Here is a 26,146-nt window from a genome sequence, read left to right as displayed (position 1 = left end):
CCGTCGCTGCGGTGACCCGGTTCAGGACAGGGTCTTGCCACGATGAGGGTTGCTGTGCGGCCGCGCCGCCGGATGGAAACCGCTCAGGTCTAATACGCGCTCCTCAATCCCTCTTCACCGGATTCACCATGTTCAACAGCTCCCCCCGCACCCTGCGCGCACTCTTGACCTGCGCCGTGCTCGCCGTCTCTGCCGCCGCCCACGCCCAGACCGTGTTCCGCGTCACCACCATTCCCGAAGAAGCCGCCACGGAGCAAATCCGCAAGTTCACGCCGCTGGCCTCCTATCTTGAAAAACAGCTGGGCGTGAAGGTCGAATTCACGCCGGTGAGCGACTACCCTGCGGCGGTGGAAGCGCTGGTCAACAAGAAGGTGGACCTGGTCTGGTTCGGCGGCTTCACCTTCGTGCAGGCCAACCTGCGCTCGGGCGGCAAGATCGTGCCGCTGGCCCAGCGCGAGGAAGACACGAAGTTCCAGTCGGTCTTCATCGCCAAGACCGACTCGGGCATCAAGAGCCTGGCCGACATGAAGGGCAAGCAGGTGTCGTTCGGCTCGCAGAGCAGCACCTCCGGCCACCTGATGCCGCGCAGCTTCCTGCTGGCGGCCAACATCGAACCCGAAAAGGATTTCCGCCGCATCGCCTACAGCGGCGCGCACGACGCCACCATCGCCTCGGTGGTGAGCGGCAAGGTCGACGCCGCTGCGCTCGACATCACGGTCTGGAAGAAATTCGTGGCCGAGAACAAGGTGGACACCAAGGCGGTGGACGTGTTCTTCACCACGCCGGGCTACTTCAACTACAACTGGTCGGTGCACGCCGACACGCCGGTGGCGATGCAGCAGAAGATCAAGTCCGCACTGCTTGGCCTGTCGCCAGCCAATCCCGAGCACGCCGAGATCCTCAAGCTCAACCGCGCCACGCGCTACATCGAAACCCGACCCGAGAACTACAAGGGCCTGGAAGCCGCCGCCCGCAGCGCCGGCCTGCTCTGATCGGCAAGGCGGTCGGTTGAACATCACACTGCAAGGCGTCTCGGCACGCCACCCCGCGGCGCGCACGGGCCACGCGCCCGCGCTGCGCTCGCTCGATCTGCAGATCGCCTCGGGCGAGCAGGTCGCAGTGATCGGGCCGTCGGGTGCGGGCAAGACCACGCTGCTGCAGGTCATGGCCTGCGCCCTGCCGCCGTCGTCCGGCCAGCTGACGCTCGACGGGCGCGATCCCTGGGCCTTGCCGCGAGCTGCGTTGCAGCGCCAGCGCGGCCAGCTGTTTCTGGCGCCGCAGGTGCCGCCGCTGCCACCGCGCCAGCGGGTGGTCACCTCGGTGCTCGCCGCCCGGTTGCCCGCCATGGGCCTGCTGGCCAGCCTGCGCTCGCTGTTCTATCCGAGCGACATTCCGGCCGCTTTTGACGCGCTGGATCGCTTCGACCTCGCCGACAAGCTGTTCGAGCGGGTCGACCGGCTCTCGGGCGGTGAGCGCCAGCGCGTGGGCCTGGCGCGCGCACTGCTCGCGCCGGCCCGGGCATGGCTGATCGACGAGCCGCTCTCGGCGCTCGACCCCACCCGCTCGAAACAGGCCGTGGCCACGCTGCTGGACGGCGCGCGCGAACGCGGCGCGACGCTGATCGCCACGCTGCACCAGGTGGATGTGGCGCTGGCCCACTTTCCGCGCATCGTCGGTTTGAGAGACGGCCAGCTGGCCTTTGACCTGCCAGCCGCCGACGTGACCCCGCAACGGCTGGCGCTTCTGTACGACCAGTTCGAACACGAACTTCGGGGCGAGATGCCGATGGTGGTGCCGGTTCAAGCCACCGCCGCGCCACCGGCCGTGATGCACTGCCGTTGAGCATGGGCGCAGCGGTCACCCCCTCTCGCAGCCCCCCCGTGCGGGATCCGGCCTGGACGGGCCGCGTGTTCTGGCTCGGCCTGGGGGCGGTGCTGTTGTGGCCGCTGATGGTGGCCACCGAGTTCAGGCCCTGGATTTTTCTGGAACCCGACAACCTCAGGGTCACCCGCCAGTTCCTCGCCACCTTCTGGCCGCTGGTGGTCAATGCGGGGTTCATGCAGATGGTGGCGGTGGAGACCTGGCGCACCGTGGCCATGGCCACCGCCGGCGTGACGCTGGCGCTGGTGGTGGCCATTCCGCTCACGCTGCTGTCGGTGCGGGTGCTGTCGGTATCCGCGCTGTCGGGCCGCATGGCGCGTGGCCCGTTCTGGCTGCGCCAGCTCGTGCGCTGGTTGCTGATCGTGCTGCGCAGCATTCCCGAACTGGTCTGGGCGCTGGTGTTCGTGCGTGTGGTCGGCCTGGGCCCCACCGCCGGCGTGCTGGCGATTGCGCTGACCTACGGCGGCATGCTGGGCAAGGTGTATGGCGAGATCCTGGAAAGCGGCGAGACGCACGCCACCGAGACACTGCTGCGCAACGGCAGCGGACGGCTGCAGGCTTTCTTTTATGGTCTGCTGCCGACCAACGCGGCCGAGCTCACGAGCTACACGGTCTACCGCTGGGAATGTGCGATCCGCTCGTCGGTGGTGCTGGGCTTCGTGGGCGCCGGTGGCCTGGGCCAGCAGCTCGACAACTCGATGAAGATGTTCAACGGCGGCGAGGTGGCCACCATGCTGCTGGTGTTCGTGCTGCTGGTGGCACTCGCGGACCGTGTGAGTTCGTGGCTCAGGAAATCGCTCGGATGAAACCCGCTGCATCGAACCCACCCTACAAGTTGCCCCCGCGCCTGTTCGACGCGCGTTGCAAGGCCTGCTGGTTTGTCGCCGGCCTGATCGTCCTGGTGGTGGCCAGCTTCGCTTCGCTCAACCTGCAGTGGGCGCAGTTCCTCTCGCTGGAAGCGGCGCGCAGCATGGGCCGTTTTCTGGCCGAGTTTTTCCCACCCGATCTCTCGCCGGTGTTTGTGCAGAAGGTGGCCCTCGGTGCCTGGGAGACGCTGGCCATGTCGGCGCTGGGCACGGCCCTGGCGGCGGCCGCCGGCCTGGCGCTGGCGCTGCCGGCCAGCCGCCTGCACGCGGCCGATGCCGCCTGGGCGCGCGCGCCCACCCGCTGGGTGCTCAACGCGCTGCGCAGCATTCCCGAACTGGTGTGGGCCGCGCTGTTGTTGATTTCGGCCGGCCTGGGGCCGTTCGCCGGCACGCTGGCGCTGGCCCTTCACACCACCGGCGTGCTTGGCCGCCTGTTCGCCGAAGCGATCGAAAACACCCCCAGCGGCCCTGGCGATGCCCTGCGCGTGCAGGGCGTGGGCAACGGCCGCGTGTTCCTCCACGCCACGCTGCCCCAGGTGCTGCCCCAGCTGATGAGCTACACGCTGTACCGCTGGGAGAACAACATCCGCGCCGCTGCGGTGCTGGGTGTCGTGGGCGCGGGCGGCCTGGGCCAGCTGCTGGCCTTTCACATGGGTCTGTTCCAGATGAACAAGACCGCCACCATCCTCGGCGCCATGCTGCTCATGGTGGCGGTGGTGGACGCGTCAAGCCACGGCGCCCGGCGGCTGCTCACTCGATAAGTGATCTGGCCAACCGTAGCCCGCTGAACTGCCAGCGTGCATCGGTCGGAAAAAAGTTGCGGTAGCTGGCGCGGATGTGCGAGGCCGGCGTGGCGCACGAGCCACCGCGCAGCACGGTCTGGTTGACCATGAACTTGCCGTTGTACTCGCCCACCGCACCCGCCACGGGCTGGTAGCCCGGGTAGGCGCTGTAGCTGCTGGCGGTCCATTCCCACACATCGCCGAACATCTGCTGCAACCCCGGGCCGGCGGCGCGTGCGGGCAAGGGATGCAGCGCGCCGGTCTCCTGCAGGTTGCCCTGCACGGGCAAGCCAGCGGCTGCTGCCTCCCATTCGGCTTCGGTGGGCAGGCGCGCGCCGGCCAAGTCGGCGTGCGTGGCAGCGCTCCAGCGGGCGAAGGCATCGGCCTCGAAGTAGCTCACATGCACCACCGGCGTGTTCGGGTCCAGCGGCACTTCGCCATGCAAGGTGAACACGGTGGGCAAGGCGTTGGTGTCTGGCGGCAAGGTCCAGTAGAGCGGTGCCCGCACCGCCTGGGCACGGACCCAGTCCCAGCCGGCGGCGAGCCACCAGCGCGGATCGCTGTAGCCACCGTCGCGCACGAAGTCCAGCCACTCGCCGTGCGTGACCGGGCGGTTCATCAGCGCGTGCGGCTCCAGCCACTGTCGGTGACGCGGGGTTTCGTTGTCGAACGAAAACCCCTCCCCCGCATGGCCGATGTCGACCAGACCACCCTCGCGCTCGATCCAGCGCGCAGGCACCGGCGCCACCGACACCAGCGGCCAGGCGCGCTGGTAAACCGGGCTCAGTGGATGGATGGAGAGCAGGTGCTTGATGTCGGTGATCAGCAGTTCCTGGTGCTGCTGTTCGTGGTGCAACCCCATGGCGATCAGGTGCAGGGCCTCCGGGCTGTCGGTGTGCCGGATCAACTGCGCGATGCGCTCGTCGACCTGCTCGCGCCAGCGCCACACCTCGGCCAGGTCGGGTCGCGTGACCAGCCCGCGCTGCGGCCTGGAAAACTGCTCGCCGACGCCGTTGTAGTAGCTGTTGTAGAGCACGCGGAACGCGGGGTTGAAGGGCTGGAAGCCGGGCTCGAAGGGCTCCAGCACGAAGGTCTCGAAGAACCAGGTCACATGGGCCAGGTGCCATTTGGTCGGGCTGGCGTCGGCCATCGACTGCGCCTGGCAGTCCTCGGGCGACAGGGGAGCGGCCAGGGCACGGGTTTGCTGGCGCACCGCCTGGTAGCGCCGAGCCAGGGCCGCCCGTGCGGTGTGTGGATCGGGCGAGCCCGAGGCCTGCGGGGAGTTGTGTCGCATGGGGCCTTTCAGCGCCCGGGCAGCAGGCGCAACAGCTGACCGTTGCGGTCGTCGGTCAGCAGGTAGATGAAACCGTCGGGACCCTGGCGCACGTCACGCACGCGCTGGTTGAGATCGGGCAGCAGTTTTTCCTCTCGCACCACCCGGTCGCCTTCGATGACCAGGCGCGAAAGGTAGCGGAACTTGAGCGATCCGGCCAGCAGGTTGCCCTGCCAGGACGGGCCGTACCGCTCGCTCGTCACGAAGGCCAGGCCCGATGGCGCGATCGAAGGGGTCCACTGGTGCAGCGGCTGCTCCATGCCCTCCCGGCGGGTGATGCCTTCACCGATGGTGCCGCCGCCGTAGTTCTGGCCGAAGGTGATCACCGGCCAGCCGTGGTTCTTGCCCGCCTCGGGCCGGTTGATCTCGTCACCACCCTGCGGGCCGTGTTCCGAGGTCCACAGGCGTCCGTCGGGTGCGAGCGCGGCGCCTTGCAGGTTGCGGTGACCAAAGCTCCAGATCTCGGGCAGGGCGCCCGCGCGACCCACGAAGGGGTTGTCCGGGTGGGCGCCGCCGGTGGAGCGCACGCGCACCACCTTGCCGTGGTGGTTGTCCAGCGTCTGGGCGTCGTTCATGCGGGAATAGCGGTCGCCCAGCGTGAGGAACAGGCTGCCGTCGCCGGCCTGCACGATGCGGCAGCCGAAATGCGCCCGGCTGCTCACCTTCGGCGCCTGGCTGAAGATCACTTTCACGTCCTCGAGCCGCGAAGCGTCGGCAGACAGCCTGGCCGAGGCCATGGCGGTGGAGTTGCCCCCACCGCTGGCCGCCGGCTCCGAATAACAGAAATACACCGTGCGGTTGCTGGCGAATGCGCGGTCGGTGATCACGTCGAGCAGGCCGCCCTGCCCGCCCGCCTCCACCGGGGGCAAACCGGCCAGCGGTTCGCCCACGCGGCCATCGGCCCCCACCACGCGCATGCGCCCGGGCCGCTCGGTCACGAGCATGCGGCCCTCGCCGATGAAGGCCACGCCCCAGGGGTTCTGCAGGCCGCTGGCCACCACCTCGGTGGTCTGGGCATGCACCAGCGCAGGCGTCAGACCCGCCACGGCCAGCAGGGCGGTGAATGAAAGGGCGATCGGGCGAATCATCAAGGGCCTCTCCGGTGTCGTTTCAAGGGATGGAGCCGGTTGGTGCGCCGCAGCGGGCGAGGGTTCCCTCAAGCCGCTCAGCCGAAGGGCCGCACGCCGAACAGCCAGGCGTGTGCCCACACCACGAACAACACGTAAATACCCAGGCCACCGACCAGCGCGATGGCGTCGTTGGCCTTGCCGGCGGGCAGCGCCGGGGCCGCGCGCGTCAAGCCCGCAGCAGCGCGTTTTTTCACCGAGATGCGGTCGACCACCGCCCAGGCGAGAAAGCCGCCGAAGAGCAGCACATCGGCCAGCGTGCCATTGGCCAGCAGGTGGGCCAGCGCCCACAGCTTCACCGCCAGCAGCATGGGGTGCCGGGTCGCACGCTGGATGCGCCCGGGCAGGTAGGCGGCCAGCAGCAGCACGAACACCGGCAGCATGAGCAGGGCCGCCAGATGCCGAAAACCGTTGGGCAGGGTGTAGAGCAGCACCGGGGCTTCACGCGCTGCGGCGTAGCCGATGACGATGAGAACGAAACCGGCCAGCGAGACCAGCGAATACAGACCCTTCCAGGGTCCTTCGCCCATCTGCCTGGCCAGGCGGTTGCGCCCGTCGGCCGAGACGATGGACACCGAATGAATGCCCAGAAACAACACCAGACCCAGGATCAACAGCAGCATGGCCACCCCTTTCGAAACTCGCCGCGCCGGCCCATCCGGCGCCGCGGCGCAGAGCGCACTGTAGCGTCTGGCCACCCATCCGGAACGGGAAGGGGCCATGTCCCCATCGGCCCGGGAGGTGCGCTGGCCGGCCCGGCCCGGCCCCCGGGCTCAGGGGGGAGCGGGAACGACGCGCAGCACGCGGCCATCGGGGCTGTCGGTCAGCAGGTAGATCGCGCCGTCGGGACCGGCACGCACGTCGCGGATGCGCTCGCCGAGCTCCTGGAACAGGATGTCCTGGGGCCCGGGTGTGCCACCCGTCAGGGGCACGCGGCGCACGCTGCGCTCCTTGAGCGCTGCCACCAGCAGGCTGCCACGCCAGGCCGCAAACAGCTCACCGTCGTACCAGGCCAGTCCGGCCGGGGCGATCGACGGGGTCCACTCCACCAGCGGCGGCTCGATGCCGGGCAGGCTTTTGAAAGGCGTGATGCGGGCGTAGGTGTAGTCGATGCCTCCCGTGGTCACCGGCCAGCCAAAGTTGGCGCCGGGCCGCAGGCGGTTGAGTTCGTCGCCACCCCGCGCGCCGTGTTCGTGGGCATAGGGCACGCCGTCCACCACCACCAGCCCCTGCGGGTTGCGGTGGCCAATGGAATAGATCTCGGGCCGGGCATCGGCGCGCCCGACGAAGGGGTTGTCGGCCGGCACACCGCCGTCGGGCTGGATGCGAAGCACCTTGCCCAGGTGGGTGTGCAGGCGCTGCGCATCGGTTCGTTCGAGGTTGCCGTCGCCCATGCCGAGCAGCAGGCTGCCGTCGGCCAGCCAGGCCATGCGACCGCCGAAGTGCTGGGCATCGGCCTTGGCCGGCATCGAGGTGAAGACGGCCTGCACATCGAGCAGGCGACGACCGTCGAAACGCGCGCGCACCACGCGCAGGTGGTTGGCCTCGGGCCTGCCGTGGGCAAAGGAGAGCAACACCCGACCGTTGACCGCGAAGGCCGGGTCCACCACCACGTCGAACAGGCCGGCCTGCCCGCGTGCCAGCACGGGCGGCACGCCGTCCACCGGCTCGGCACGCAATTGAAGCCGCCCATTGGGCCCGGGCTCGATCAACCGCAGCCGGCCCGCCCTCTCGGTCACCAGCAGACGGCCACCGGGCAAAAACGCCAGCGACCACGGGTGTTCGAGCCCGCTGGCCACGGTCTCGATGCGGTAGCTGGCGGCCTGGAGCGGGCCCAGCAGAGCCAGCGCCCCGACGATGAAAACAAGCAGGTATTTCATAATCGGCCATTATGAGATCCGGCCCCTCCACCCAGTCCGCCAACCCACGCTGGACGCGCCATCTCGGGCCGCTGCTGCTGGCCTGGCTGCTGGCGGCGGCCTGGGGCTCGGTGGTGCAGACACAGTGGAACCTGCAGGCCCTGGTGGGCCTGGGCGTGGACATCCCGGCCGCCGAGCGGGCCCGCACCACCTGGCAGGACCTGGCCGGTTTTGCCCCGGTGTATGCAGGCCTCCTGGCCGCGGGGTGGCTGCCGGCGCTGGCCGCAGCGGCTGTTCTGGCGCGCCGCCGGCCCGCCTGGCGCAGCCCGTTGCTGGCGGCAGCGGCCGGCGCGGGCATGGTGGCGGCGGTGCGCACGGTCGACGCGCTGGCACCCATGCCGGTGTTCATCGACGCCACGCGCGAGTGGCCCGGCCTGCTGGTGATGGCGGCCGGCGCCGCCATCGCCGGCTGGCTGTACGCCCGGCTCACGGCGCGCCGACCCGCTCAGAAAAACGCGCTGTCGCCCGGCTTGGAGCACTCCGGCGGCTCACCATAGCCGGCTGAACGCACCGTCTGGTCCTGGGCCAGTTCGATCTGGAACCAGAGACACGAATTGTTTTCGTAGCGGTAACTCCAGAGATGGCCTCGTGAGCGGCCCAGCAGTCCCACTTCACCCGGTCGACCCAGGATCTGGCGGACCTGCTCCCGGGTCATGCCCGGCAGGATCCGGTTGAACGTGGCCTCGTTGAGCACCTGCTCGCTGCGCACCGCGCGCCCGTTGGCATCCAGGTACACGAACCAGGTGTGCACGCCACGGGGGCCACGGGGAAACTCCAGCCGTGTGCCTCCTTCCACGGGGCGCTGCATCTCCGGCGGACCCATGAGGGCGACAAGCTCATCCCGGGTGGTGCCGGCCACCGGATGGGGCGGCGCATAACCACTGCAGGCCGACAAGGCCGCGACAGCGGCCAGACACAACAACACGCGCATGGTTCGAACTCCTGGTCAACGATCCGGTCCGTGTGAGCAGACATTTCAACGCAAGTTCAGCCCCGGCTGTAGGCCAGCCCCGAAGCGACACCCCCGAACAGGTCGCCCTCGACCAGATCCACGCCAGGGAACTCCGCCTGCAGCGCGCGCTGGAAAGGCCGCAGGGCCGACGAGCCGCCGGTGAGGTAGATCGCGTCGAGGGTGTTGTCGGTCAGGCCGGCGCGTTGCACGCATTCGCGGGCGCAGGCCACGGTGCGCGCGAGCAGGTTGCCCAGGTGGTCGCGCATGGCCCCGGCGTCCATGGCGGCGCCCAGGCCCGGCTCCACTTCCGACAGGTCGACCTGCGTGGCGCCATCCTGCTCCGAGCAGCGGATCTTGGCCTGTTCCACCTCGTGCGCAATGCGGTGGCCGTCGCGATGCTTGAGCACCCTCATCAGGCGCTCGTGCAGCGCCACGTTGGCGTAGTTCACGCGCAGCTGCTGCGCCTGGCTGAGCGCACGCGGCTGGTACAGCCACTGGATCAGGTGCCAGGTCGACAGATCGAAGAACACACGGCTGGGCACCTCGCGCTGCTGCGGTCCCAGGTGCTTGTAGCCCAGCAAGGGCATGACCTGCTCCAGGCTGAGCTTCTGGTCGAAGTCGGTGCCGCCGATGTGCACGCCGGTGGTGGCGAGCACGTCACCGGCCCGGTCGGCCAGCCGGATGCGCTGCGGGCCGAGCCGCACGACGGTGAAGTCGGACGTGCCGCCGCCCAGGTCCACCACCAGCACCACCTGTTCGCGCTCGAGCCGCCGCTCGTGGTCCAGCGCGGCGGCGATCGGCTCCAGCTGGAACGACACCTGCCGGAAACCCACGGCGTGGGCGGCCTGCCGCAAGGAATCCTGCGCCAGCGCGTCGCGCTCGAGGTCATCGTCGACAAAATGCACCGGCCGGCCCATCACCACCCGGGTGGGCGCCACGCCCAGCGACTGTGCGGCGCGCTCGCGCAACGCAGCCAGATAGGTGGCCACGATGTCCAGAAAGCTGATCTGCTGGTGATTGACCACGGTGGTCTCCAGCAGCAGCGGGCTGCCCAGCAGGCTCTTGAGCGAGCGCATCAGCCGGCCCTCGGTGCCGGCGAGGTACTGCGCCACCGCGTCACGGCCGAAGTGGGTGCTGCTGTCTTCCGAGTTGTAGAACACGGCCGTGGGCATGGACAGCGCCGTGCCCTCCAGCGCAATCAGCCGTGCCGTGCCGTTCATGTCGGCCCAGGCCATGGCCGAATTGGAGGTGCCGAAATCGATGCCGAGCGTGCCGTTGAGCGGAGGAGTCATGGGGAAGGGGAAGGAAATGAGCCCCGAGTCACGAACGGAGGCGCCGGCTCATGGGGAGCGCGGATTCTGCCACCGTTGCGTGGCGGGCCCCACGGCCCGCTGTTCCCTCACGGCACGCTACGTGTGGCGGACGCTCGTTTTCTCCTGCGGCGGTGGTTGCCCCCCCGGACCCGGCACGTCGATGGCGCGCTGGGCCGCGTCCTGGCCCGGCGTGGCGCGCATGTCAGTGTCCACCTGGCCTTCTTTCAGGTCCTTCCAGGCCTGCAGGATCTTCGGGTCCGGCTGGTCGTCGGTCATGTCCGTGTCTTCGTCGTTCTCGTGCGGCAGCTTCAAGGGCGTCTTGCCGTCCTCGGGCGGCACCTCGAACGGCGTGTCGGGCTCAACGGGGTGGTGAGGCACAGCGGGGTGGCCAGGCTTGTTCATGCGCGGCTCCCGGTCGGCACGGTGCCACCGGACAGCCCCCGTGCGAACCGTGTTCACCCATGCCGATGGGCTTGCCCGCCACCGCCGACGCGATGCTGCCGATGAGCCGCACCATCTTGCTGCTGGGAGCGTCCCAGTAGTCGGCCGAATGCGGCACGAACTTCAGCAAGGCCAGCGTGGGCGAATCCACACCATCGGGAAACCAGGGACGCGCAAAGGGCGACCACAGGCGTTCGATCTGGTCCCGGCCGGTCACGATCTCGGCGTGCCCCGAGAGCGACACGTAGGTGCTGTCGTCGAGGTCGGTGAAGGCCAGGTTGACCGCGCCCAGGCGCTCGACCTTGGAAGACCGCGTGTCGGTGAAAAACCAGATGGCCCCGCTGGCGTCCATTTCGAGCGCAGACATGGGCCGGCTGGCGAGCGACCCGTCGGCCTCGATGGTGGTGAGCATGGAGGTGGCGATGTCCTCGATCAGCTCGGCGATGTGCTTGAGTTCGGGCGTGGTCTGGGCTTCGATGTTCATGGGTGGTCCTCGTCATCGTTGAATGAAGGAACCACGGTAGAAAGAATCGCCGGGTGGGTCTGTGCGCTGGCATACGTGCCCGGCCGGATCCACCAGGACAACAGGTTCGCGCTGCCTTGGCGGAGCATGCCTGGCGGCTGGATGGCTCAGAACGCGCTCTGTCCCCGGTGCGCATTCCAGAAGTGCAGGAGCTTCTCGGTGGGCCCCGTCAGCGCTTTGCCGTAGTCGGCGCAGCGCCCAGTCAGCAGGGCATCCAGATGGGTGGGATGCGACATGCCGTGCGAGCCGTCGGCGCGAAAGGCCATGGACCACTGGGCGAATTCCCGCTCACGGATCGGCTCGTGGGCAAGTTCGACGATCCGGTGGTGCAACGGGTCCGCCTGGATGATGTCCCAGATGGTCGCAACACCCTCGGCAGGACCTTCGATGTACTGGATGAAATGCCCGTTCGTGTAAAGCAGCACACCCGTCACGCCGTGCTGTCCGTTGCGGGCCTCGGCTCTCTTGAGGAGGTGTTCGATCTGCGGGCGCGTCAGTGGGCTGATCGCTTCCGACAGGTAGGTGAGTGCGCGCAAGCCGGCCATGGTCAACAGATCCAGAAATGCAATGACGCTGGCAAGGCGAATGCTTTGCCAGCAAATGAGTGGGCTACAGGGTACTCCCGGACGCCCGGCCATCAAACCCCGGGCAGCTCTTCCCGCGCTTCCACCGCCAGCTGCCGCACGACCGATCCCGAAACGCCGGCCACGGCACGCACTCGCAGCGCGCGCCCGGTGGGCAGTTCGACGCGGCAGTGGTAGTCCAGCCCGTCGGTCAACCCGGGGCTGTTGCTGGCAATGCGGCGTGACCACTGTTGTTGGCCGTCCAGCTCCACGGTCAGGGCGTGCCAGGCGCCTTCCAGCGGCTGCGGCACCCGCACCACCAGGGTGACGTCGATGTCGAAGCTGCGGTGCCGCTCCAGCGAGCCGGGAATGTCCAGCACCGCCACGTTCGCACCGCCCACATCGCAGCGCCACACTTCCGCCCTGGACTTCATGCGCTCAGCAGCCGCTTCAGTTCGCCCGATTCGATGAGACCGGCCACGTCTTCTGCACCGCCCACGAGTACACCCCGCACGAACACCATGGGAAAGGTGGGCCAGCCGGTCCACATCTTCAGGGCATTGCGCCGGCGCCACTGCGAAAAATAGCTGCCCACCTCCAGGTAGCCGTGGGCCACACCGGCTGCGTCCAGTGCCTTGCGGGCCTTGCCCACGAAGGGGTTGCCCGACATGCCGAACACCATCACCGCGTTGGCGGCCACCTCGGCCTGGGCCTGGCGCAGCAGGTCGGCATGCAGGCTGGCCACTTTCTGCTGGATGGCGGGGTGAATGGCGGCTTCGTCAAGTGTCGGGCGGGGCATGGGCGTTCCTTGTTGTGGCCTTGAACTGTAGTGGCAGTTGATGCGGTCTGCGCGGATCGTCCAGGAACTCCCCGCCGCAGCGTTGCCACCACATCGCCTCCCAGGGTGGCCACGTTCGATGGGCTCCTGGCGAGCTGGTTGGCTTGCTGCGCGTGGTCGGCGGCCCGAGGGCGAGCGCCAGGCGGCTACCCACCTTGACGTTGTTGAGTGGCATGGGTGTCGCGGACGGCCATCCAAAAACACAGACCAAGCGCAGCGTGTGGGCTGAGGCCAGGCACTCGCTGTGTCTGGGTCGTCCATGGTGACCCGTTCCTGAACGGCCCTTCAGGGCGCCGTCCCGGGCATCGGGGTCCGGCCCGTCAGCGCACCTTGCCCAGGGCGCGCAACACTTTCTGCGGTGTGATGGGCTGCGAGAACACGTGCGCGTCAAAAGGCGCCATGGCGTCGTTGATCGCGTTCATCACCGCCGCGGGTGCGCCCGCCGTGCCGGCCTCGCCCGCGCCCTTGGCGCCGAGCTTGGAGGTGGCGGTGGGCGTCTGAATATGGGCCACTTCAATGTCGGGCATCTCGGCCGACATGGGCACGAGGTAGTCGGCCATGCTGGCGTTGATCATCAGACCGCTGTCGTCGTAGAGGCACTCCTCCAGCAGCGCGCCGCCGATGCCCTGCACGATGGCGCCGCGCATCTGCTCGTCCACCAGCATGGGGTTAAGCACGCGGCCGCAGTCTTCCACCGCCCAATGCTTGAGCAGCTTCACGAAGCCGGTGTCGGTGTCCACCTCCACATACGAGGCCTGCACGCCGTTGGTGAAGATGAACGGGAAGTCGCGCTGCGCGTAGTGCCGGGTGACCATGAGCTCGGGCGTGAACTCGGCCGGCAGTGTGTCGGAGCGGAAGTAGGCGATGCGGCCCAGCTCGGCCAGCGGCAGCAGCTCTTCGCCGGTGGTGGCGTCCACGATGCGGTCGCGGCGCACCGCCAGCGTTGAGCCCGCGCGCTTGAGGATGATGGCCGCCACCTTCACGATGTTCTCGCGCAGCGCCTGACCCGCCAGCAGCACGGCTTCGCCGCCGATGCCCGCGCCGCGCGAGGCCCAGGTGCCACCGCCGTACGGCGTGGCGTCGGTGTCGCCGGTGACCACGCGCACCTTGGTGATGTCCACGCCCACCGCGTCGGCCGCGATCTGCTGGTAGATGCCTTCGGTGCCCTGGCCCTGCTCGCCCACGCCGATCAACACGGTGATGTGACCTTCGGGGTCCAGCCGCACGGTGGCGCCGTCTTGCGAGGCGATGCGCGCGCCGCCCACGCCGTAGAACGCAGCACTCGGGTTGGTGAGCTCGATCACGGTGGCAAAGCCGATGCCGCGGTGGATGCCCTGCTGGCGCAGCGCGGCCTGCTCGGCGCGCAGCGCGTCGTAATCCATGAGCTCGCGCAGCTTCTTGAGGCTGGCCTCGTGCGACAGGATCTCCAGCTTGATGCCCGAGATGCCGGCCGTGGGGTAGGCGTCGTCGGGAATCACGTTGAGCTCGCGGATGCGCAGTGGGTCCATGCCGATCTTCTGCGCGGCCAGGTCCACCAGCGCCTCGGTCACGGCACAGGCGATGGGGTGGCCCACGCCGCGGTACTGGCAGGTCGGCGTCTTGTTCTGGAACACCACGTTGAGCTTCGCGCGGTAATGCTGGTGCTTGTAGGGCCCGCCCACAAGGTTGACCACCTGGTTGCCTTCGATGGCGCTGGTGCGCGGGAACATGGAGTACGGGCCGATGCCGGTGAGGTCGTCCATGTCGAAGCCGAGGATCTCACCGTCGCGATTGACCGCGATGCGCGCCTTGATGTGGTGGTGGCGCGCGTGGATGTCGCTGGTGAAGCTCTCCAGCCGGTCGGCCACAAACTTCACCGGACGGCCCAGCAGGATCGAGAGCGCCACGGTGGCGAAGTCGTCGGGGTAGGCGTGCACCTTGATGCCGAAGGAGCCGCCCACGTCCTTGCAGACCACGCGGATGGCGCTGGCCGGCAGGTCGAACTGGCGGCCGTAGAGGTCCTGCATCATGTGCGGCGCCTGGCACGAGTGGTACACCGTGAGGCGGCGGTCGGCGGGACTCCAGTGCGCGATCTGCGCGCGGGGCTCCAGCGTCACGCCGGTGTGCCGCCCGAACTCGAACTCGATGTCGGCCACCACGTCGGCCCGGGCAAAGGTCTCGTCGACCTGGCCCACGTCCAGCGTGCGGGTGAAGCACAGGTTGTCGCCCAGCTCGGGGTGGATCAGCGGCGTGGCCGGGTCCAGTGCGGTGAGCATGTCGGTGGCGGCGGGCAGTTCTTCCCAGTCCACCTCGATGTAGGCCAGCGCGTCTTCGGCCGCGGCGCGCGTCTCGGCCACCACGGCCACCACCGGCTCGCCCTGCCAGCAGGCGCGGTCCAGCGCCAGCGGGTACTGCGGTGCCGACTTCATGCCCGCCAGGTGGCCCAGCGTGGCCACCCAGGGCTTGCAGATCCTGGCGAGATCCTGCCCATCGGCCACCAGCAGCACGCCCGGCATGGCGCGCGCGAAATCGGCGTTGACCGACTTGATGCGCATGTGCGCCACCGGGCTGCGCCAATAGACCACGTGGGCCATGCGCGGCAGCTCGATGTCGTCGAGGTACTGGCCCAGGCCCTGGGTCAGGCGCTCGATGCCGCCGCGCGGCACCGAGGCGCCTATGTAACGCTGGTCGTCGTTGACCGGGGTCAGCGGCCGGCTGAGGTCCAGACCGGGTTCGAGGTTGACGGTGTCGCGTTTCATGCGGCCTCCTTGCGTTGTTGCAGCACGTCGCAGATCGCGTCCACGATGGCGTGGTAACCGGTGCAGCGGCAGTAGTTGCCCGAAATCCATTCGCGCACCTCGGTTCGGGTGGCGTGGGGCATCTGCTCCACCAGTTCCTTGGCCGCCATCAACATGCCCGAGGTGCAGAAGCCGCACTGCAGCGCATTGCGCCGTACGAAGGCGTCTTGCAGGTCGCGGATCACGCCGGTCGCGCTCAGACCTTCGATGGTCTGCACGCTGCCACCGTCGGCCTGCACGGCCAGGGTGAGGCAGCCGCGCACGATCTGGCCATTGAGCTCCACGGTGCAGGCGCCACAGACGCCGTGTTCGCAGCCGAGGTGGCTGCCCTTGAGGCCGAGATCGTCGCGCAAGAAGTCCACCAGGTGGGTGCGCGGTTGCACGCTGCACTGGTGCGGCTTGCCGTTGACGGTGACTTTGATCGGGTACAGGTCTGCCATGGTGTTCCTTGGGGGCTCAGGCGGTGACGGCAACGGGCAACATGCGCTGCAGCAGCACGCCGGCGAGGTGCCGCTTGGTGTCGGGGGTGTTGGTCAGGTCGGGCAACGGGTCGATCTCGCTGCGCAGGCTGGCCACGGCCTGGGTCACGGTGGCAAGATCCAGCGCGCGGCCTTCCAGCAGGGTTTCGGTCTGGCGCGCGCGCACCGGCGTGGCGTCCACACCCAGCAGCACGATGCGCAGGCCGCGCAGGGCCGCACCGTCGCGCCGGGCGGTGGCGGCCATGCCCACGATGGCGTAGTCGCCGTGGCGGCGCGCGAGTTCGCTGAATCCGAACCAGTGGTCGGCACCGGCGCTCGGTATCTCGCAGGCGGCCAGCAGCTCGTCGGGCTGCAGCGCGGTGCTGTAGAGGCCGGTGAAGAAATCGTCGGCGGCGATGCGGCGCTCGCCTTTCGGTCCGCGCGCGACCACCGTGCCGCCCAGCGCCAGCAGGCAGGTGGGCCACTCGGCGGCCGGGTCGGCGTAGGCGATGGAGCCGCCAAAGGTGCCGCTGTTGCGGATGGCGCGGTGTGCGATGTGCGGCGCGGCCGCCTTGAGCAGCGGCGCGTGGCGCGCCACCAGCGGGCTGAACTCGATGTCGGTGTGCGTGGCCAGCGCGCCGATGCGCAGCACCTCGCCCTGCACGCTGATGCCGCGCAGGGATTCGATGCCGGTGATGTCGATCACCAGCTGCGGCTCTGACAGGCGCATGTTCAGGGTGGCCATCAGGGTCTGGCCACCGGCGAGCAGGCGGGCGTCGTCGCCGTGTTCCTGCAGCAGCGCGATCACCTGGTCGATGGTGGCGGGTTTGACGTAGTCGAAGGCAGCGGCTTTCATGGAGCGGTCCTCAAGAAGTCAACATCGAAGCGATCCACACGCCGAAGCCGGTGGACAAGGCACCAAGCACGAACCACAGCACCCTCACACCCTCGCCGCTGGCGGCGGGCTGGGGTGCGTGAACGGTGCGCGGCACGAAGGCAGGCTGGGGCGCCGCCGGGGCGGCGGCTGCTGGTTCTGCAGGCGCTTCAGCGGCTTCCGTCACCGGCACACCCACCATCTGTTCGTTGAACGCGGTGAAGAACTGGTCGGCCATCTGCTTGGAGGCGGCGTCGATCATGCGGCCACCCACCTGGCCGAGCTTGCCGCCGATGGCCGCCTGCGCGGTGTAGCGCAGGCGCGTGCCGCCGGCCTCGTCGGTGAGCTCCACGTTCGAATGGCCCTTGGCCATGCCGGCCGCACCACCCGAGCCCTGGAAGCGCAGCACGCAGCCCTCGTTGGCGCGAATGTCTTCCATGCGCACATGGCCTACAAAACGGGCGCGTACCGGGCCGATCTTCACGGCCACGCGGGCGGTGCGTTCTGTCGGGCTGGTGGCTTCCATGGCTTCGCAGCCGGGGATGCAGCGCGTCAGGATCTTCGGGTCGTTGAGCCCGGCCCAGACTTTCTCGCGCGGTGCGCCGATCAGGATGTCTCCAGTCAATTCCATGCCTTGAATCCTCGGGTTTTCACGGGTGTTTTTGTTTACCAGTCGGTTAACAATGGTACGAATCATTGACCGATCGGTAAATAGCGTGCGCATCCAGACAAACCCTGACAAGGCCAAGGAAGCCGGCAAAGCGGCGCCAGCTGCCCCGGCACGCCGGCGCATGGGTGTGGTCGAGCGCGAGCGCCAGATCCTCGATGGCGCGATCCAGTTTTTTTCGGTGCACGGCTTCAACGGCCAGCTGCGCGACCTGGCCAGCAGCATTGGCGTGACCCACGCCCTGCTCTACCACTACTTCCCCACCAAGCAGGCGCTGGTCGACCGCGTCTACCTCGAGGTGTTCGAAGGCCGCTGGCGCGCCGAGTGGGATGCCCTGCTCGACAACGCCGATATACCGGTGGAAGACAAGCTCACCGCGTTCTATTGGGAGTACGTGACGATCACGCTCACGCAGGAGTTCGTGCGCATCCTGGTGTTCTCGGGCCTGACCGACCACACCATCACTGACCGTTTCTTTGCCATGCTGCGCGCGCGGCTGTTCCCGCGCCTGATCCGCGAGACGCGCCGCTTTCGTGGCGTGGTCAGCCGCGCCAAGCCCAGTGAGCGCGAGATGGAGCTGCTCATGGGTCTGCACGGCGGGTTCTTCTACATCACCATGCGCCGCTGGATCTACGCACAGGACGTCTACAGCGAAAGCGCCCACGAGGGTTACGACGAACAGCTGGTGCGCGACCGCGTGCGCGCCTACCTGAACGCCAGCCGCGACCTGTTTGCCGACACCACCGGGAGCACGCGCAAGCGCGCGGCCCCACGCTGACCCAACCGTTTTGATGAAGCCGGTGCGGGGGCACCGGCACCCTGCCCACCCGGCTGAACCTGCAGCCATCACACCCACCGAGGAGACAACATGAAGCTCAAGAAAATCGCGTTTGCAACCCTGGTCGCCATGGGCGCCACCCTGGCGGCCGGTTCGGCCATGGCGCAGCAACGCGTCACGGTCAACATCGGCTCCAGCCACCCCACCACCAACATCTGGGCCTTCGCCATGAAGGAAGTGTTCCAGCCCGAGGTGGACCGCATCCTGAAGGAAGGCGGCGCCAAGTACGAAGTGCGCTGGCGCGAGAACTACGGCGGCACGCTCTACAAGTTCACCGACACCCGCGCCGCCGTGCGCGACGGCATCGTGGATGTGGGCATGGTCGGCACGGTGTGGGAGAACTCCGCCATGCCGCTGCAGAACGTGACCTACTTCACCCCGTTCGCCACCACCAACCACGAACAGCTCATCGAGATCTTCGACAAGCTCAACGCCACCGTGCCCGCCCTGCGCGACAGCTGGACCGCACAGAACATGGTGCCGCTGTCTTCGCTCATCACCGACAGCTACGACATCTACGCCACCTTCCCGGTGAAGGACATGGCCAGCCTGAAGAACAAGCGCATCAACGCGCCCGGCACCTCGGCCAACTGGCTGCGCGAGACCGGCTCCACGCCAGTGGACGGCGCGCTCACCACCTACTACACGAACATCCAGACCGGTGTGACCGACGGCGCGCTGTCGTTTGCCAGCGGCATCGGCCCGGCCCGCGTGTATGAAGTGGCGAAGAACCTCACGCGCATCGACATCGGCGCCATGTACTTCGGCAGCGTGGCGGTGAACAAGAAGGTGTTCGACGGCCTGCCCAAGGAAGTGCAGGACGCGATGCTCAAGGCCGGCAAGGCCACGTCGGTGGCGCACGGCAAACACGTCACCAAGACCGCCAACGCCGCGCTGGACACCATGAAGGCCGCCGGCCTGCAGATCACCGAACTGCCCGCGGCCGAGAAAGCCAAGTGGGTCAACGGCCTGCCCAACATCGTGGCGCCCTGGCTGCAAGGCACGGGTGACGCAGGCAAGCAGGTGCTCAAGGCCTACTTCGACGAACTGCGTGCCCGTGGCGTGAAGCCCCTGCGCGACTGGGACCTGCAGAACCGCTGATCGGCCTGACGCCGTCTTGTCCACCCGGTGGCGCCCAAGCGCTGCCGGGTGCTGTTTCTTCCAGCCTTCGCAGGTGACCTGTGCTCAACCACCCCGACTTCGCCAGCGAGACCCCCGCGGTCGCCGGCCTCACCAACCCCTTGCAAGGCCTGGCCAACGTGCTCGCTGCCGTGGGCACGGTGTGGATCTTCCTCATGATGTTGTTGATCGTGGCCGATGTGCTGGGGCGCAACTTCCTTGACGCGCCCATCACCGGCGTGGCCGAATTCGCCGCCCGATCGGTGGCCTCCATCGTTTTTCTGCAGCTGGCCGCGGCCATCTGTTCGGGCCGCATGACGCGCAGCGACTTCCTGTTGCGCATCGTCGGCAAACGTTCGCCGGCGGCCTTCAAGGCACTGGAGGTGTTCAACGTCGTCGTCGGCGCCCTGCTCTTCTTCGCGCTGGCATTCATCGCCTGGCCCGAGCTGGTCGAGGCCATGAAAATCCAGGAGTACTTCGGCGTGCAGGGCGTCTTCACCGTCGTCACCTGGCCGTTCCGTGCCCTCATCGTGCTGGGCTCGGTGGTCGCCGCCGTGGCCTACCTGGCCTGCATTCCTTCGCTGCTGCGCCAGCCCCCATCCAACGGAGCACAGGCATGAGCGAACTGGCCATGGGCGGGCTTCTGATCGGGGCCCTGGTGTTTCTGGTGTTGTTCGGCCTGCACATCGCGGTGGCGCTGACTGCGGTGGGCTTTGCCGGCATCTGGCTGATCCGCGAAGACATGGACATGGCGATGCGGCTCATGTACCTCTCGGCCTACAACGGTGTGGCCGACTACATATTTGCCACCATCCCGCTCTTCGTGCTGATGGGGCTGCTCGTCTCGATATCGAATGTGGGCAAGGACACCTTCGACGTGGCCGAAACCCTGCTGCGGCGTTTGCGCGGCGGCCTGGGCGTGGCCACCGTGGCGGCCAACACGGTGTTCGCCGCCGTCACCGGCGTGTCCATTGCGTCGGCGGCGGTGTTCACCCGCGTGGCCGTGCCCGAGATGGTGAGCCATGGTTACCGCGCCAGCTTTGCGGCGGGCACCGTGGCCGGCAGCTCGGTGCTGGGCATGATGATCCCGCCCAGCCTGCTGCTCATCATCTACGGCGTGCTGGCCGAGCAGTCCATCGGCACCCTGTTCATCGCCGGCATCATCCCCGGCTTTGCCATGGCCGCCGCCTTCGCCGCCATGATCATGTTGATGGCGAAGTTCACGCCCGGCCTGGTGTTTGATCTGAAGCGCCAGGCCGAGATGGCCTCCGAGCGCAGCACCGCGCGCCTGCTCACCAGCACCGAAATGCTGGCCAAGCTGGTGCCCATTGCCGCACTGGTGGCGCTGGTGCTCGGTGGCCTCTACTCGGGTTTCTTCACGCCCACCGAAGCCGGTGGCGTTGGCGCCTTCGGTGCCTTCGTCATCGCCATCCTGCGACGCAAGCTCGGCGGCGGCAACCTGTGGCGCGTGCTCACCGAAACCGGCGCGGTGTCGGTCGGCATCCTGATCCTCCTGGTGGCGGCAGGCTTCTACAGCCGCATGCTGTCGGTGGCGGGTGTGCCCATGGCCATCAGCGACCTCGTGCAGGACGCGGGCCTGGGCCCCTACGGCTTCCTGTTCCTGTACGTGGTGATCCTGCTGTTGCTGGGCATGATCCTGGACTCCAGCTCCATCCTGCTGATCATGACGCCGGTGGCGGTGCCGATCGCGGCAGGCCTGGACTTCAACCTGATCCATTTCGGCATCATCACCGTCATCGCGGTGGAGATCGGCCTGCTCACGCCGCCCTTCGGCATCTCGGTGTTCACCGTCAAGTCCACCCTCAACGACCCCAAGGTGTCGGTGGAAAGCATCTTTGCCGGCACCATGCCCTATGTGGGTGTGATGCTGGTCGTGCTGCTGCTGATCGCCCTTTTCCCGGTCATGGCCCTGGCGCTGACCTGAGCGGCGCCTGGGGCCGTCCCGCCCGACGAAAACGCCCATGGAAAACCTCGACCTCACCGTCCTGCGCACGCTGCACGGCTGGCGCAACCAGGGGCAGCGCGCCCTGCTCGCCACCGTGGTGCGCACCTGGGGCTCGTCGCCCCGCCCGGTCGGCTCGATCATGGCACTGTGCGAGAGCGGCGCGGTGGTCGGCTCGGTCTCGGGCGGCTGCATCGAGGACGACCTGATCTACCGCTACAGCCGGGCCCACCAGACCGAGGCCAGCCAGAGCGTGCCAGGCATCACGCACGACATTCCCGACAGCACGCCGCAGCGCGTGACCTACGGCGTGAGCGCCGACGAAGCCCACCGCTTCGGCCTGCCCTGCGGCGGCACGCTGGAGCTGGTGCTCGAATTCAACCCCGACGCCGCCTCGCTGCTAGCGCTGGTGCAGACCCTGGCCGATGGTCAGATGGTGCAGCGGCGAACCGACATCGCCAGCGGCCGCGTGGAGCTGCGCGCGGTCACCGCGCCCTCAGCGCTGATCGACGACGGCGAGGTGCTGGCCAACACCTTCGGCCCCGAGTACCGCATGCTGCTCATCGGCGCCGGTCAGCTCACCGAATACCTGGCCACCATGGCCTTGTTCAGTGGCTTCGCGGTCACCGTGTGCGACCCGCGCGAGGAATACCGCGCATCATGGTCGGTACCCGGCGTGGCCTTGCTCACCGGCATGCCCGACGATGTGGTGCACGACTTCAAGGTCGACCGGCGCAGCTGCGTGATCGCGCTCACGCACGACCCCAAGCTCGACGACCTCGCCCTGCTCGAAGCGCTGGCCACCGAGGCCTTCTACGTGGGCGCCATCGGCTCGCGGCGCAACAACGAGGCGCGCCAAGCCCGTTTGATCGAACACTTCGAGCAGACGGCCGAGAGCCTGGCGCGGCTGCGCGGGCCGATCGGCATCTACATCGGCAGCAAGACGCCGCCCGAGATTGCGGTGAGCATCATGGCCGAGGTGCTGGCGGTGAAAAACGGCGTGCCGCTGCCGCGCGACATGGACGTGGCCAGCGCCAAGAACGCGCTGGCCGGCAGCGCGCCTGCGGATCCGACCTGCTTGTCACCTCAGGGGCCGCGTTGAACACCACCGACACCCCCCCGCTGCACCACACCGGCGTGGTCATCCTCGCCGCGGGTGCCGGGCGGCGCATGGGCGGGCGGGCCAAGTGCCTGCTGGAGGTGGAGGGCCAAAGCCTGCTGGCGCGGTTGGTGGACAGTGTGCACCGCCTGGGGCTTGGCACCCCTGTGGTGGTGCTGGGTCATCACGCGGCGGATATCCGGGCGCACCTGGCCCAATGGCCCGAGCACCTGAAGCCGCGCCTGGTGACCAACCCGGCGCCTGAAGACGATCCGGGCACGTCGCTGCACCTGGGCCTGGGCGCTCTCGATCCCGATGCAGGCGCCGTGATGGTGCTGCTGGCCGACCAGCCCCTGATCGGCCCCGCCGACATCGGCGCGGTGCTGAGTGCTTTTGGTCGCCGGTCAGCCGGTTGCCACCTGCTCGTGCCCAGCGTGAACGGTGTACCGGGTCATCCGGTGATGTTCGATGCCACGGTACGTGGCGAGCTGCTGGCCGCGCCCGGCACCCGCCTGCGGCACTGGCGCGCAGCCCACCCTGGCGCCACGCTGGCTTGGGAAGCCACCAACCCGGCCTACACCCGCGACCTGGATACCCCTGACGACCTGGCCACCCTGGCCCGCGAGACCGGGTGGACCATCCGCTGGCCCGAAGCCACCCGGGCACCTGGCTGAGCGGGAAACCCTGGGTCGGGAAGCCCTGAGGAACTTTCGGTTTAGCACTCACTCATAGAGAGTGCTAACATAAATGCAACAGACCTGAGGAGGTTCACCGTGTCCCACTCACTCGCTCCCATTGCAACTGCTTCCACTGGCCAGATCGCCGTCGCCAACCCTTGGGCCCTGGTGCCCCCGCTGGGCAATCTCGATGCCTACATTTCAGCGGTCAACCGCCTGCCGCTGCTCACGCTGGACGAAGAGCAGCAGGCGGCGCGCCGCCTGCGCGACGACAACGACCTGGAGGCCGCAGGGCAGCTGGTCATGTCGCACCTGCGCCTGGTGGTGTCCATCGCGCGCCAGTACCTGGGGTACGGCCTGCCGCACGGCGACCTGATTCAGGAAGGCAACGTCGGCCTGATGAAGGCGGTCAAGCGTTTTGACCCCGACCAGGGCGTGCGCCTGGTGAGCTACGCCATGCACTGGATCAAGGCCGAAATCCACGAATACGTGTTGAAGAACTGCCGCATGGTCAAGCTGGCCACCACGAAGGCACAGCGCAAGCTGTTCTTCAACCTGCGCTCGCGCAAGCAGGGGTTCCGCTCGGACGCACTGGACGGTGAAACCCACCGCGACGTGCTGAGCGACGCCGAGGTGGGCATCATGGCCAAAGAGCTCAACGTGAAGCCGGAGGAAGTGCGCGAAATGGAAACGCGGCTCTCCGGTGGCGACGTGGTGCTGGACCCGAGCCCGGGCGACGACGGTGAAGATGCCTTCGGCCCGATCGCCTACCTCGCCGACGCCACGCACGAGCCCACGGCGGTGCTGGAATCGGCCGAGCGCGACGCTCTGGCCACCGAGGGTGTGGCCCGGGCCATGAACGAACTGGACGACCGCTCGCGCCGCATCGTGAGCGAGCGCTGGCTCAAGGTGAACGACGACGGTTCGGGCGGCATGACGCTGCACGAACTGGCCGCCGAGTACGGTGTGAGCGCCGAGCGCGTGCGCCAGATCGAAGTGGCGGCCATGAAAAAGATGCGCAAAGCCCTCGCTGCATACGCTTGAGCGCCGACGCCACCGTCTGCGCAAACCCCGGCTGCCACAAGCAACCGGGGTTTTTTTGCGCCTGGCGTGCACCGGCACGGTGCCGGCGTGAAATGGGCGTGTCAGCCTGACAAGACACAATCGCCGGCTTGCGCCCTCGGGCCCCGATTCCGCCGCCACCCCCTCCGTGACACGTCTCTTTCACCCCTTCCGCGTCTTCGCCTTCCTTGCCTTGCTGCTGTGTTGTCCGGCGGCCTTCCCGGCTGAGCAAGCTCCTGCGCTGGTGCTGGACAGCAGTCAGAGCAGCCTGTCCCTGGCCGGGCGCAGCAGCTACTGGGTGGACGACAGTGGCGAACGGTCCGTGGAGCAGCTCGAACAGCAAGTCGAACCGGCGTTCCAGCTCCGAAGGCCGGGCCACCGCCTGCTCCTGAAGCCGGGCGCCGTGCTTTGGGTGCGTTTTGACGCCCTGGTGAGCGACACCAGCGCTCGCTGGGAGCTGGAGCTCACCCATTCGGGCACCGACCGGGTCAGCCTGTTCCATCGCCGCGCCGACGGCAGCTGGCGCGCCCAGCACGCGGGCGACCGCATCGCCGTGCGCGATTGGGCCCACCCCGACCGATACCCGGTGTTCGCGCTCGACACGCGCGCCGACCAGCTGGTGTCCTACTGGGTGCGCATCGAACATGCCCGTGTGCCGTTTTCGGGAGAACTGCTGGTGCACGACCACAACACCCTGCGCGAGTTGCGCATCCAGCAGCAGTTTTTGCTGGGTGCGTACTTCGGCATGGCAGCACTGCTGATCGCCACAGCCATCGCCAACGCACTGGTGTTCCGGGACAGCAGCTTTGCCGCCTACGCGGGCTACGTCACCTTGCTGGGTCTGGCGCTGGCCGCGTCCCTGGGCGTCGGTGGGCAATTCCTGTGGTCGGGCTGGCCACGCTGGAACGGCCTGGCCGAGTTCGTGCTGCTGCCGCTCACCGCCGTGGCCGGGCTGCTGTTCGTGCGCCATGTGGTGCAGCCGCGGCGCATCGGGCGCGGACTGGACCGCCTGGCGCTGAGCCTGGCAGGCGTCTTTCTGGCACTGACCGCCTGGGACGTGGCACGCCCCACCACCACCAGCCTGCAGGCCGTGACCGCAGCAGGTGCACTGACCATGGCGTTGGTCTATGCCATGTTGTGGGCGGCCTGGCGCACCGGCGACCGGTGGGTGCGCTGGATCGCCCTGGGCATCCTGCCCGTGCTGATGGCCGGCACGCTGCCGGTGCTGCGCAATTTCGGACTGGTGTCGTCGGGCTTTCTCTCGCAGTACGGCATGGTGCTGGCCGCAGCCATCGAGGCCCCGCTGCTCATCTATGGCCTGCTGCAACGGTCTTCCATGCAGCACGAGGCACAGACACGGGCGCGGGCCCTGGCCTTGACCGAACCGCTCACCGGCCTGACCAACCGCCACAACTTCATGCTGCGCCTGCACGACAGTCTGGTGCGTGCGCAGCGCTACCAGCACCACAGCGCGTTGCTGCTGATCGACCTGGACAACCACGGCTGGTTTGCCGAGGCACATGGGCGCGAGGTGGCCGACCGGGCGTTGGTTCTCACAGGCTCGTTGCTGCGCTCGGTGGCGCGCGACGTGGACACCGCAGGCCGCGTGGACGACACGCTGTTGGCCTTGCTGATGGAAGGCCCGGTGAAAGAAGCCCAGGTGGTCGCGGCCGCCACCAGCATCGTGGCCGGAGGGCTGCGCCCCTCGGCCCAGTTGCCGGTGGGCGCGACCCTGAAGTTCAAGGTGGTGCTGGCGTTGCTGCCCGACGCCGCCAGCGGCTCCGAGCTGGAAAGCAACGCCCAGGCCCACCTCGACTGGATGCGCGGCGGCCTGCAGACCCTGCGCCAGGACGGCCGCCGCACCATCCTGAAACTCAACTTCTGATCGGGGGTTTCTCACCACGCGCAGCGGGTGCAGCGTGGGGGCACCCGGATCCGGCGCCGGGCCGCCCCCAGCCGGATCAGCCCCCCCGGGGGGCAGCGGACCACGCGCAGCGGGGCAGCGTGGGGGCACCCGGATCCGGCGCCGGGCCGCCCCCAGCCGGATCAGCCCCCCCGGGGGGCAGCGGACCAC

The 26,146-nt window shown here is 68.3% G+C and carries 28 protein-coding genes; 13 read left to right on the top strand and 15 right to left on the bottom strand.

Going from position 1 to position 26,146, the window contains the following annotated elements; translation table 11 throughout:
- The first annotated feature begins 128 nt into the window (after positions 1-128).
- Genes QUV35_RS06550 through phnE form a run of 4 tightly spaced genes read left to right on the top strand, consistent with a single transcriptional unit; the run spans position 129 to position 3,508 of the window.
- Positions 129-992, top strand: coding sequence for a putative selenate ABC transporter substrate-binding protein (locus QUV35_RS06550; RefSeq protein ID WP_300871759.1), 864 nt, complete (start codon positions 129-131; stop codon positions 990-992).
- Between the two features lie 16 nt (positions 993-1,008).
- Entirely contained in the window at positions 1,009-1,842 is an 834-nt protein-coding gene (locus QUV35_RS06545; protein WP_300871758.1) for an ATP-binding cassette domain-containing protein, read from the top strand.
- Between the two features lie 2 nt (positions 1,843-1,844).
- The gene (locus QUV35_RS06540; protein WP_300871757.1) at positions 1,845-2,687 is read left to right on the top strand and encodes an ABC transporter permease; all 843 of its coding nucleotides are present in this window, start codon (positions 1,845-1,847) and stop codon (positions 2,685-2,687) included.
- Complete coding sequence (gene phnE / locus QUV35_RS06535) at positions 2,684-3,508, top strand: phosphonate ABC transporter, permease protein PhnE (RefSeq protein ID WP_300871756.1); 825 nt, start codon at positions 2,684-2,686, stop codon at positions 3,506-3,508. Before QUV35_RS06540 ends, phnE begins: the two co-directional genes overlap by 4 nt.
- Here phnE and egtB read toward each other — a convergent pair.
- The 4 genes from egtB to QUV35_RS06515 form a co-directional block, all read right to left on the bottom strand.
- On the bottom strand, positions 3,498-4,823 hold the full coding sequence (egtB, locus tag QUV35_RS06530; RefSeq protein ID WP_300871755.1) for an ergothioneine biosynthesis protein EgtB: 1,326 nt from the start codon (positions 4,821-4,823) through the stop codon (positions 3,498-3,500). The genes phnE and egtB overlap by 11 nt on opposite strands.
- 8 nt (positions 4,824-4,831) lie before the next feature.
- Positions 4,832-5,950, bottom strand: a complete 1,119-nt coding sequence (locus QUV35_RS06525; RefSeq protein WP_300871754.1) for a PQQ-dependent sugar dehydrogenase — start codon at positions 5,948-5,950, stop codon at positions 4,832-4,834.
- 77 nt (positions 5,951-6,027) lie between these two features.
- Entirely contained in the window at positions 6,028-6,612 is a 585-nt protein-coding gene (locus QUV35_RS06520; protein WP_300871753.1) for an NnrU family protein, read from the bottom strand.
- A 150-nt stretch (positions 6,613-6,762) separates the two neighbouring features.
- Complete coding sequence (locus QUV35_RS06515; RefSeq protein ID WP_300871752.1) at positions 6,763-7,869, bottom strand: PQQ-dependent sugar dehydrogenase; 1,107 nt, start codon at positions 7,867-7,869, stop codon at positions 6,763-6,765.
- 11 nt (positions 7,870-7,880) lie between these two features.
- Here QUV35_RS06515 and QUV35_RS06510 point away from each other — a divergent pair, with 11 nt between their 5' ends.
- Positions 7,881-8,405 (top strand): hypothetical protein, encoded by a 525-nt coding sequence (locus tag QUV35_RS06510; protein ID WP_300871751.1) that lies wholly within the window; start codon positions 7,881-7,883, stop codon positions 8,403-8,405.
- Here QUV35_RS06510 and bamE read toward each other — a convergent pair.
- The 11 genes from bamE to QUV35_RS06455 all read right to left on the bottom strand — a co-directional run bounded on the left by bamE (position 8,354) and on the right by QUV35_RS06455 (position 17,278).
- On the bottom strand, positions 8,354-8,839 hold the full coding sequence (bamE, locus tag QUV35_RS06505) for an outer membrane protein assembly factor BamE (RefSeq protein ID WP_300871750.1): 486 nt from the start codon (positions 8,837-8,839) through the stop codon (positions 8,354-8,356). The genes QUV35_RS06510 and bamE overlap by 52 nt on opposite strands.
- A gap of 56 nt (positions 8,840-8,895) precedes the next feature.
- The gene (locus QUV35_RS06500; protein WP_300871749.1) at positions 8,896-10,152 is read right to left on the bottom strand and encodes an Hsp70 family protein; all 1,257 of its coding nucleotides are present in this window, start codon (positions 10,150-10,152) and stop codon (positions 8,896-8,898) included.
- A 117-nt stretch (positions 10,153-10,269) separates the two neighbouring features.
- Positions 10,270-10,575, bottom strand: coding sequence for a hypothetical protein (locus QUV35_RS06495; protein WP_300871748.1), 306 nt, complete (start codon positions 10,573-10,575; stop codon positions 10,270-10,272).
- On the bottom strand, positions 10,532-11,098 hold the full coding sequence (locus QUV35_RS06490) for a pyridoxamine 5'-phosphate oxidase family protein (RefSeq protein ID WP_300871746.1): 567 nt from the start codon (positions 11,096-11,098) through the stop codon (positions 10,532-10,534). Before QUV35_RS06490 ends, QUV35_RS06495 begins: the two co-directional genes overlap by 44 nt.
- Before the next feature lie 146 nt (positions 11,099-11,244).
- A complete protein-coding gene (locus QUV35_RS06485) occupies positions 11,245-11,682 on the bottom strand; it encodes a BLUF domain-containing protein (protein ID WP_300871744.1) in 438 nt (145 codons plus the stop codon).
- A gap of 92 nt (positions 11,683-11,774) precedes the next feature.
- Positions 11,775-12,134, bottom strand: coding sequence for a hypothetical protein (locus tag QUV35_RS06480; RefSeq protein WP_300871743.1), 360 nt, complete (start codon positions 12,132-12,134; stop codon positions 11,775-11,777).
- Positions 12,131-12,499, bottom strand: a complete 369-nt coding sequence (locus QUV35_RS06475; protein ID WP_300871741.1) for a glutaredoxin domain-containing protein — start codon at positions 12,497-12,499, stop codon at positions 12,131-12,133. Before QUV35_RS06475 ends, QUV35_RS06480 begins: the two co-directional genes overlap by 4 nt.
- A 359-nt stretch (positions 12,500-12,858) precedes the next feature.
- Positions 12,859-15,276 (bottom strand): xanthine dehydrogenase family protein molybdopterin-binding subunit, encoded by a 2,418-nt coding sequence (locus QUV35_RS06470; RefSeq protein WP_300871740.1) that lies wholly within the window; start codon positions 15,274-15,276, stop codon positions 12,859-12,861.
- Complete coding sequence (locus tag QUV35_RS06465) at positions 15,273-15,755, bottom strand: (2Fe-2S)-binding protein (RefSeq protein WP_300871738.1); 483 nt, start codon at positions 15,753-15,755, stop codon at positions 15,273-15,275. Before QUV35_RS06465 ends, QUV35_RS06470 begins: the two co-directional genes overlap by 4 nt.
- A gap of 16 nt (positions 15,756-15,771) precedes the next feature.
- A complete protein-coding gene (locus QUV35_RS06460; protein WP_300871736.1) occupies positions 15,772-16,629 on the bottom strand; it encodes a xanthine dehydrogenase family protein subunit M in 858 nt (285 codons plus the stop codon).
- A 10-nt stretch (positions 16,630-16,639) separates the two neighbouring features.
- Positions 16,640-17,278, bottom strand: a complete 639-nt coding sequence (locus QUV35_RS06455; RefSeq protein ID WP_300871734.1) for a CoxG family protein — start codon at positions 17,276-17,278, stop codon at positions 16,640-16,642.
- A gap of 85 nt (positions 17,279-17,363) precedes the next feature.
- Here QUV35_RS06455 and QUV35_RS06450 point away from each other — a divergent pair, with 85 nt between their 5' ends.
- The 8 genes from QUV35_RS06450 (at position 17,364) to QUV35_RS06415 (ending at position 25,957) form a co-directional block, all read left to right on the top strand.
- Complete coding sequence (locus QUV35_RS06450) at positions 17,364-18,092, top strand: TetR/AcrR family transcriptional regulator (protein ID WP_300871733.1); 729 nt, start codon at positions 17,364-17,366, stop codon at positions 18,090-18,092.
- A 90-nt stretch (positions 18,093-18,182) separates the two neighbouring features.
- Positions 18,183-19,253: a C4-dicarboxylate TRAP transporter substrate-binding protein gene (locus QUV35_RS06445; protein ID WP_300871731.1), complete on the top strand. Its 1,071-nt coding sequence runs from the start codon at positions 18,183-18,185 to the stop codon at positions 19,251-19,253.
- Between the two features lie 80 nt (positions 19,254-19,333).
- Complete coding sequence (locus QUV35_RS06440) at positions 19,334-19,891, top strand: TRAP transporter small permease subunit (protein WP_300871729.1); 558 nt, start codon at positions 19,334-19,336, stop codon at positions 19,889-19,891.
- On the top strand, positions 19,888-21,216 hold the full coding sequence (locus tag QUV35_RS06435; RefSeq protein ID WP_300871727.1) for a TRAP transporter large permease: 1,329 nt from the start codon (positions 19,888-19,890) through the stop codon (positions 21,214-21,216). The genes QUV35_RS06440 and QUV35_RS06435 overlap by 4 nt, the downstream gene beginning before the upstream one ends.
- A gap of 37 nt (positions 21,217-21,253) precedes the next feature.
- Positions 21,254-22,336: an XdhC family protein gene (locus tag QUV35_RS06430; protein ID WP_300871725.1), complete on the top strand. Its 1,083-nt coding sequence runs from the start codon at positions 21,254-21,256 to the stop codon at positions 22,334-22,336.
- Positions 22,333-23,007 carry a nucleotidyltransferase family protein gene (locus tag QUV35_RS06425; RefSeq protein ID WP_300871723.1) on the top strand — a complete coding sequence of 225 codons (675 nt, stop codon included), beginning with the start codon at positions 22,333-22,335 and terminating at the stop codon, positions 23,005-23,007. The genes QUV35_RS06430 and QUV35_RS06425 overlap by 4 nt, the downstream gene beginning before the upstream one ends.
- Before the next feature lie 99 nt (positions 23,008-23,106).
- Positions 23,107-24,054 (top strand): RNA polymerase sigma factor RpoH, encoded by a 948-nt coding sequence (gene rpoH, locus QUV35_RS06420; RefSeq protein ID WP_300871722.1) that lies wholly within the window; start codon positions 23,107-23,109, stop codon positions 24,052-24,054.
- A gap of 166 nt (positions 24,055-24,220) precedes the next feature.
- Positions 24,221-25,957, top strand: coding sequence for a 7TM diverse intracellular signaling domain-containing protein (locus QUV35_RS06415; RefSeq protein WP_300871721.1), 1,737 nt, complete (start codon positions 24,221-24,223; stop codon positions 25,955-25,957).
- Positions 25,958-26,146 lie beyond the last annotated feature (189 nt).

The sequence above is a fragment of the Hydrogenophaga sp. genome (genome assembly GCF_030373225.1).
In the GTDB taxonomy this organism is placed as follows: domain Bacteria; phylum Pseudomonadota; class Gammaproteobacteria; order Burkholderiales; family Burkholderiaceae_C; genus Hydrogenophaga.
The sequence above is the reverse complement of the archived record's forward strand: the minus strand, read 5'-3'. Positions and strand labels throughout refer to the sequence as shown.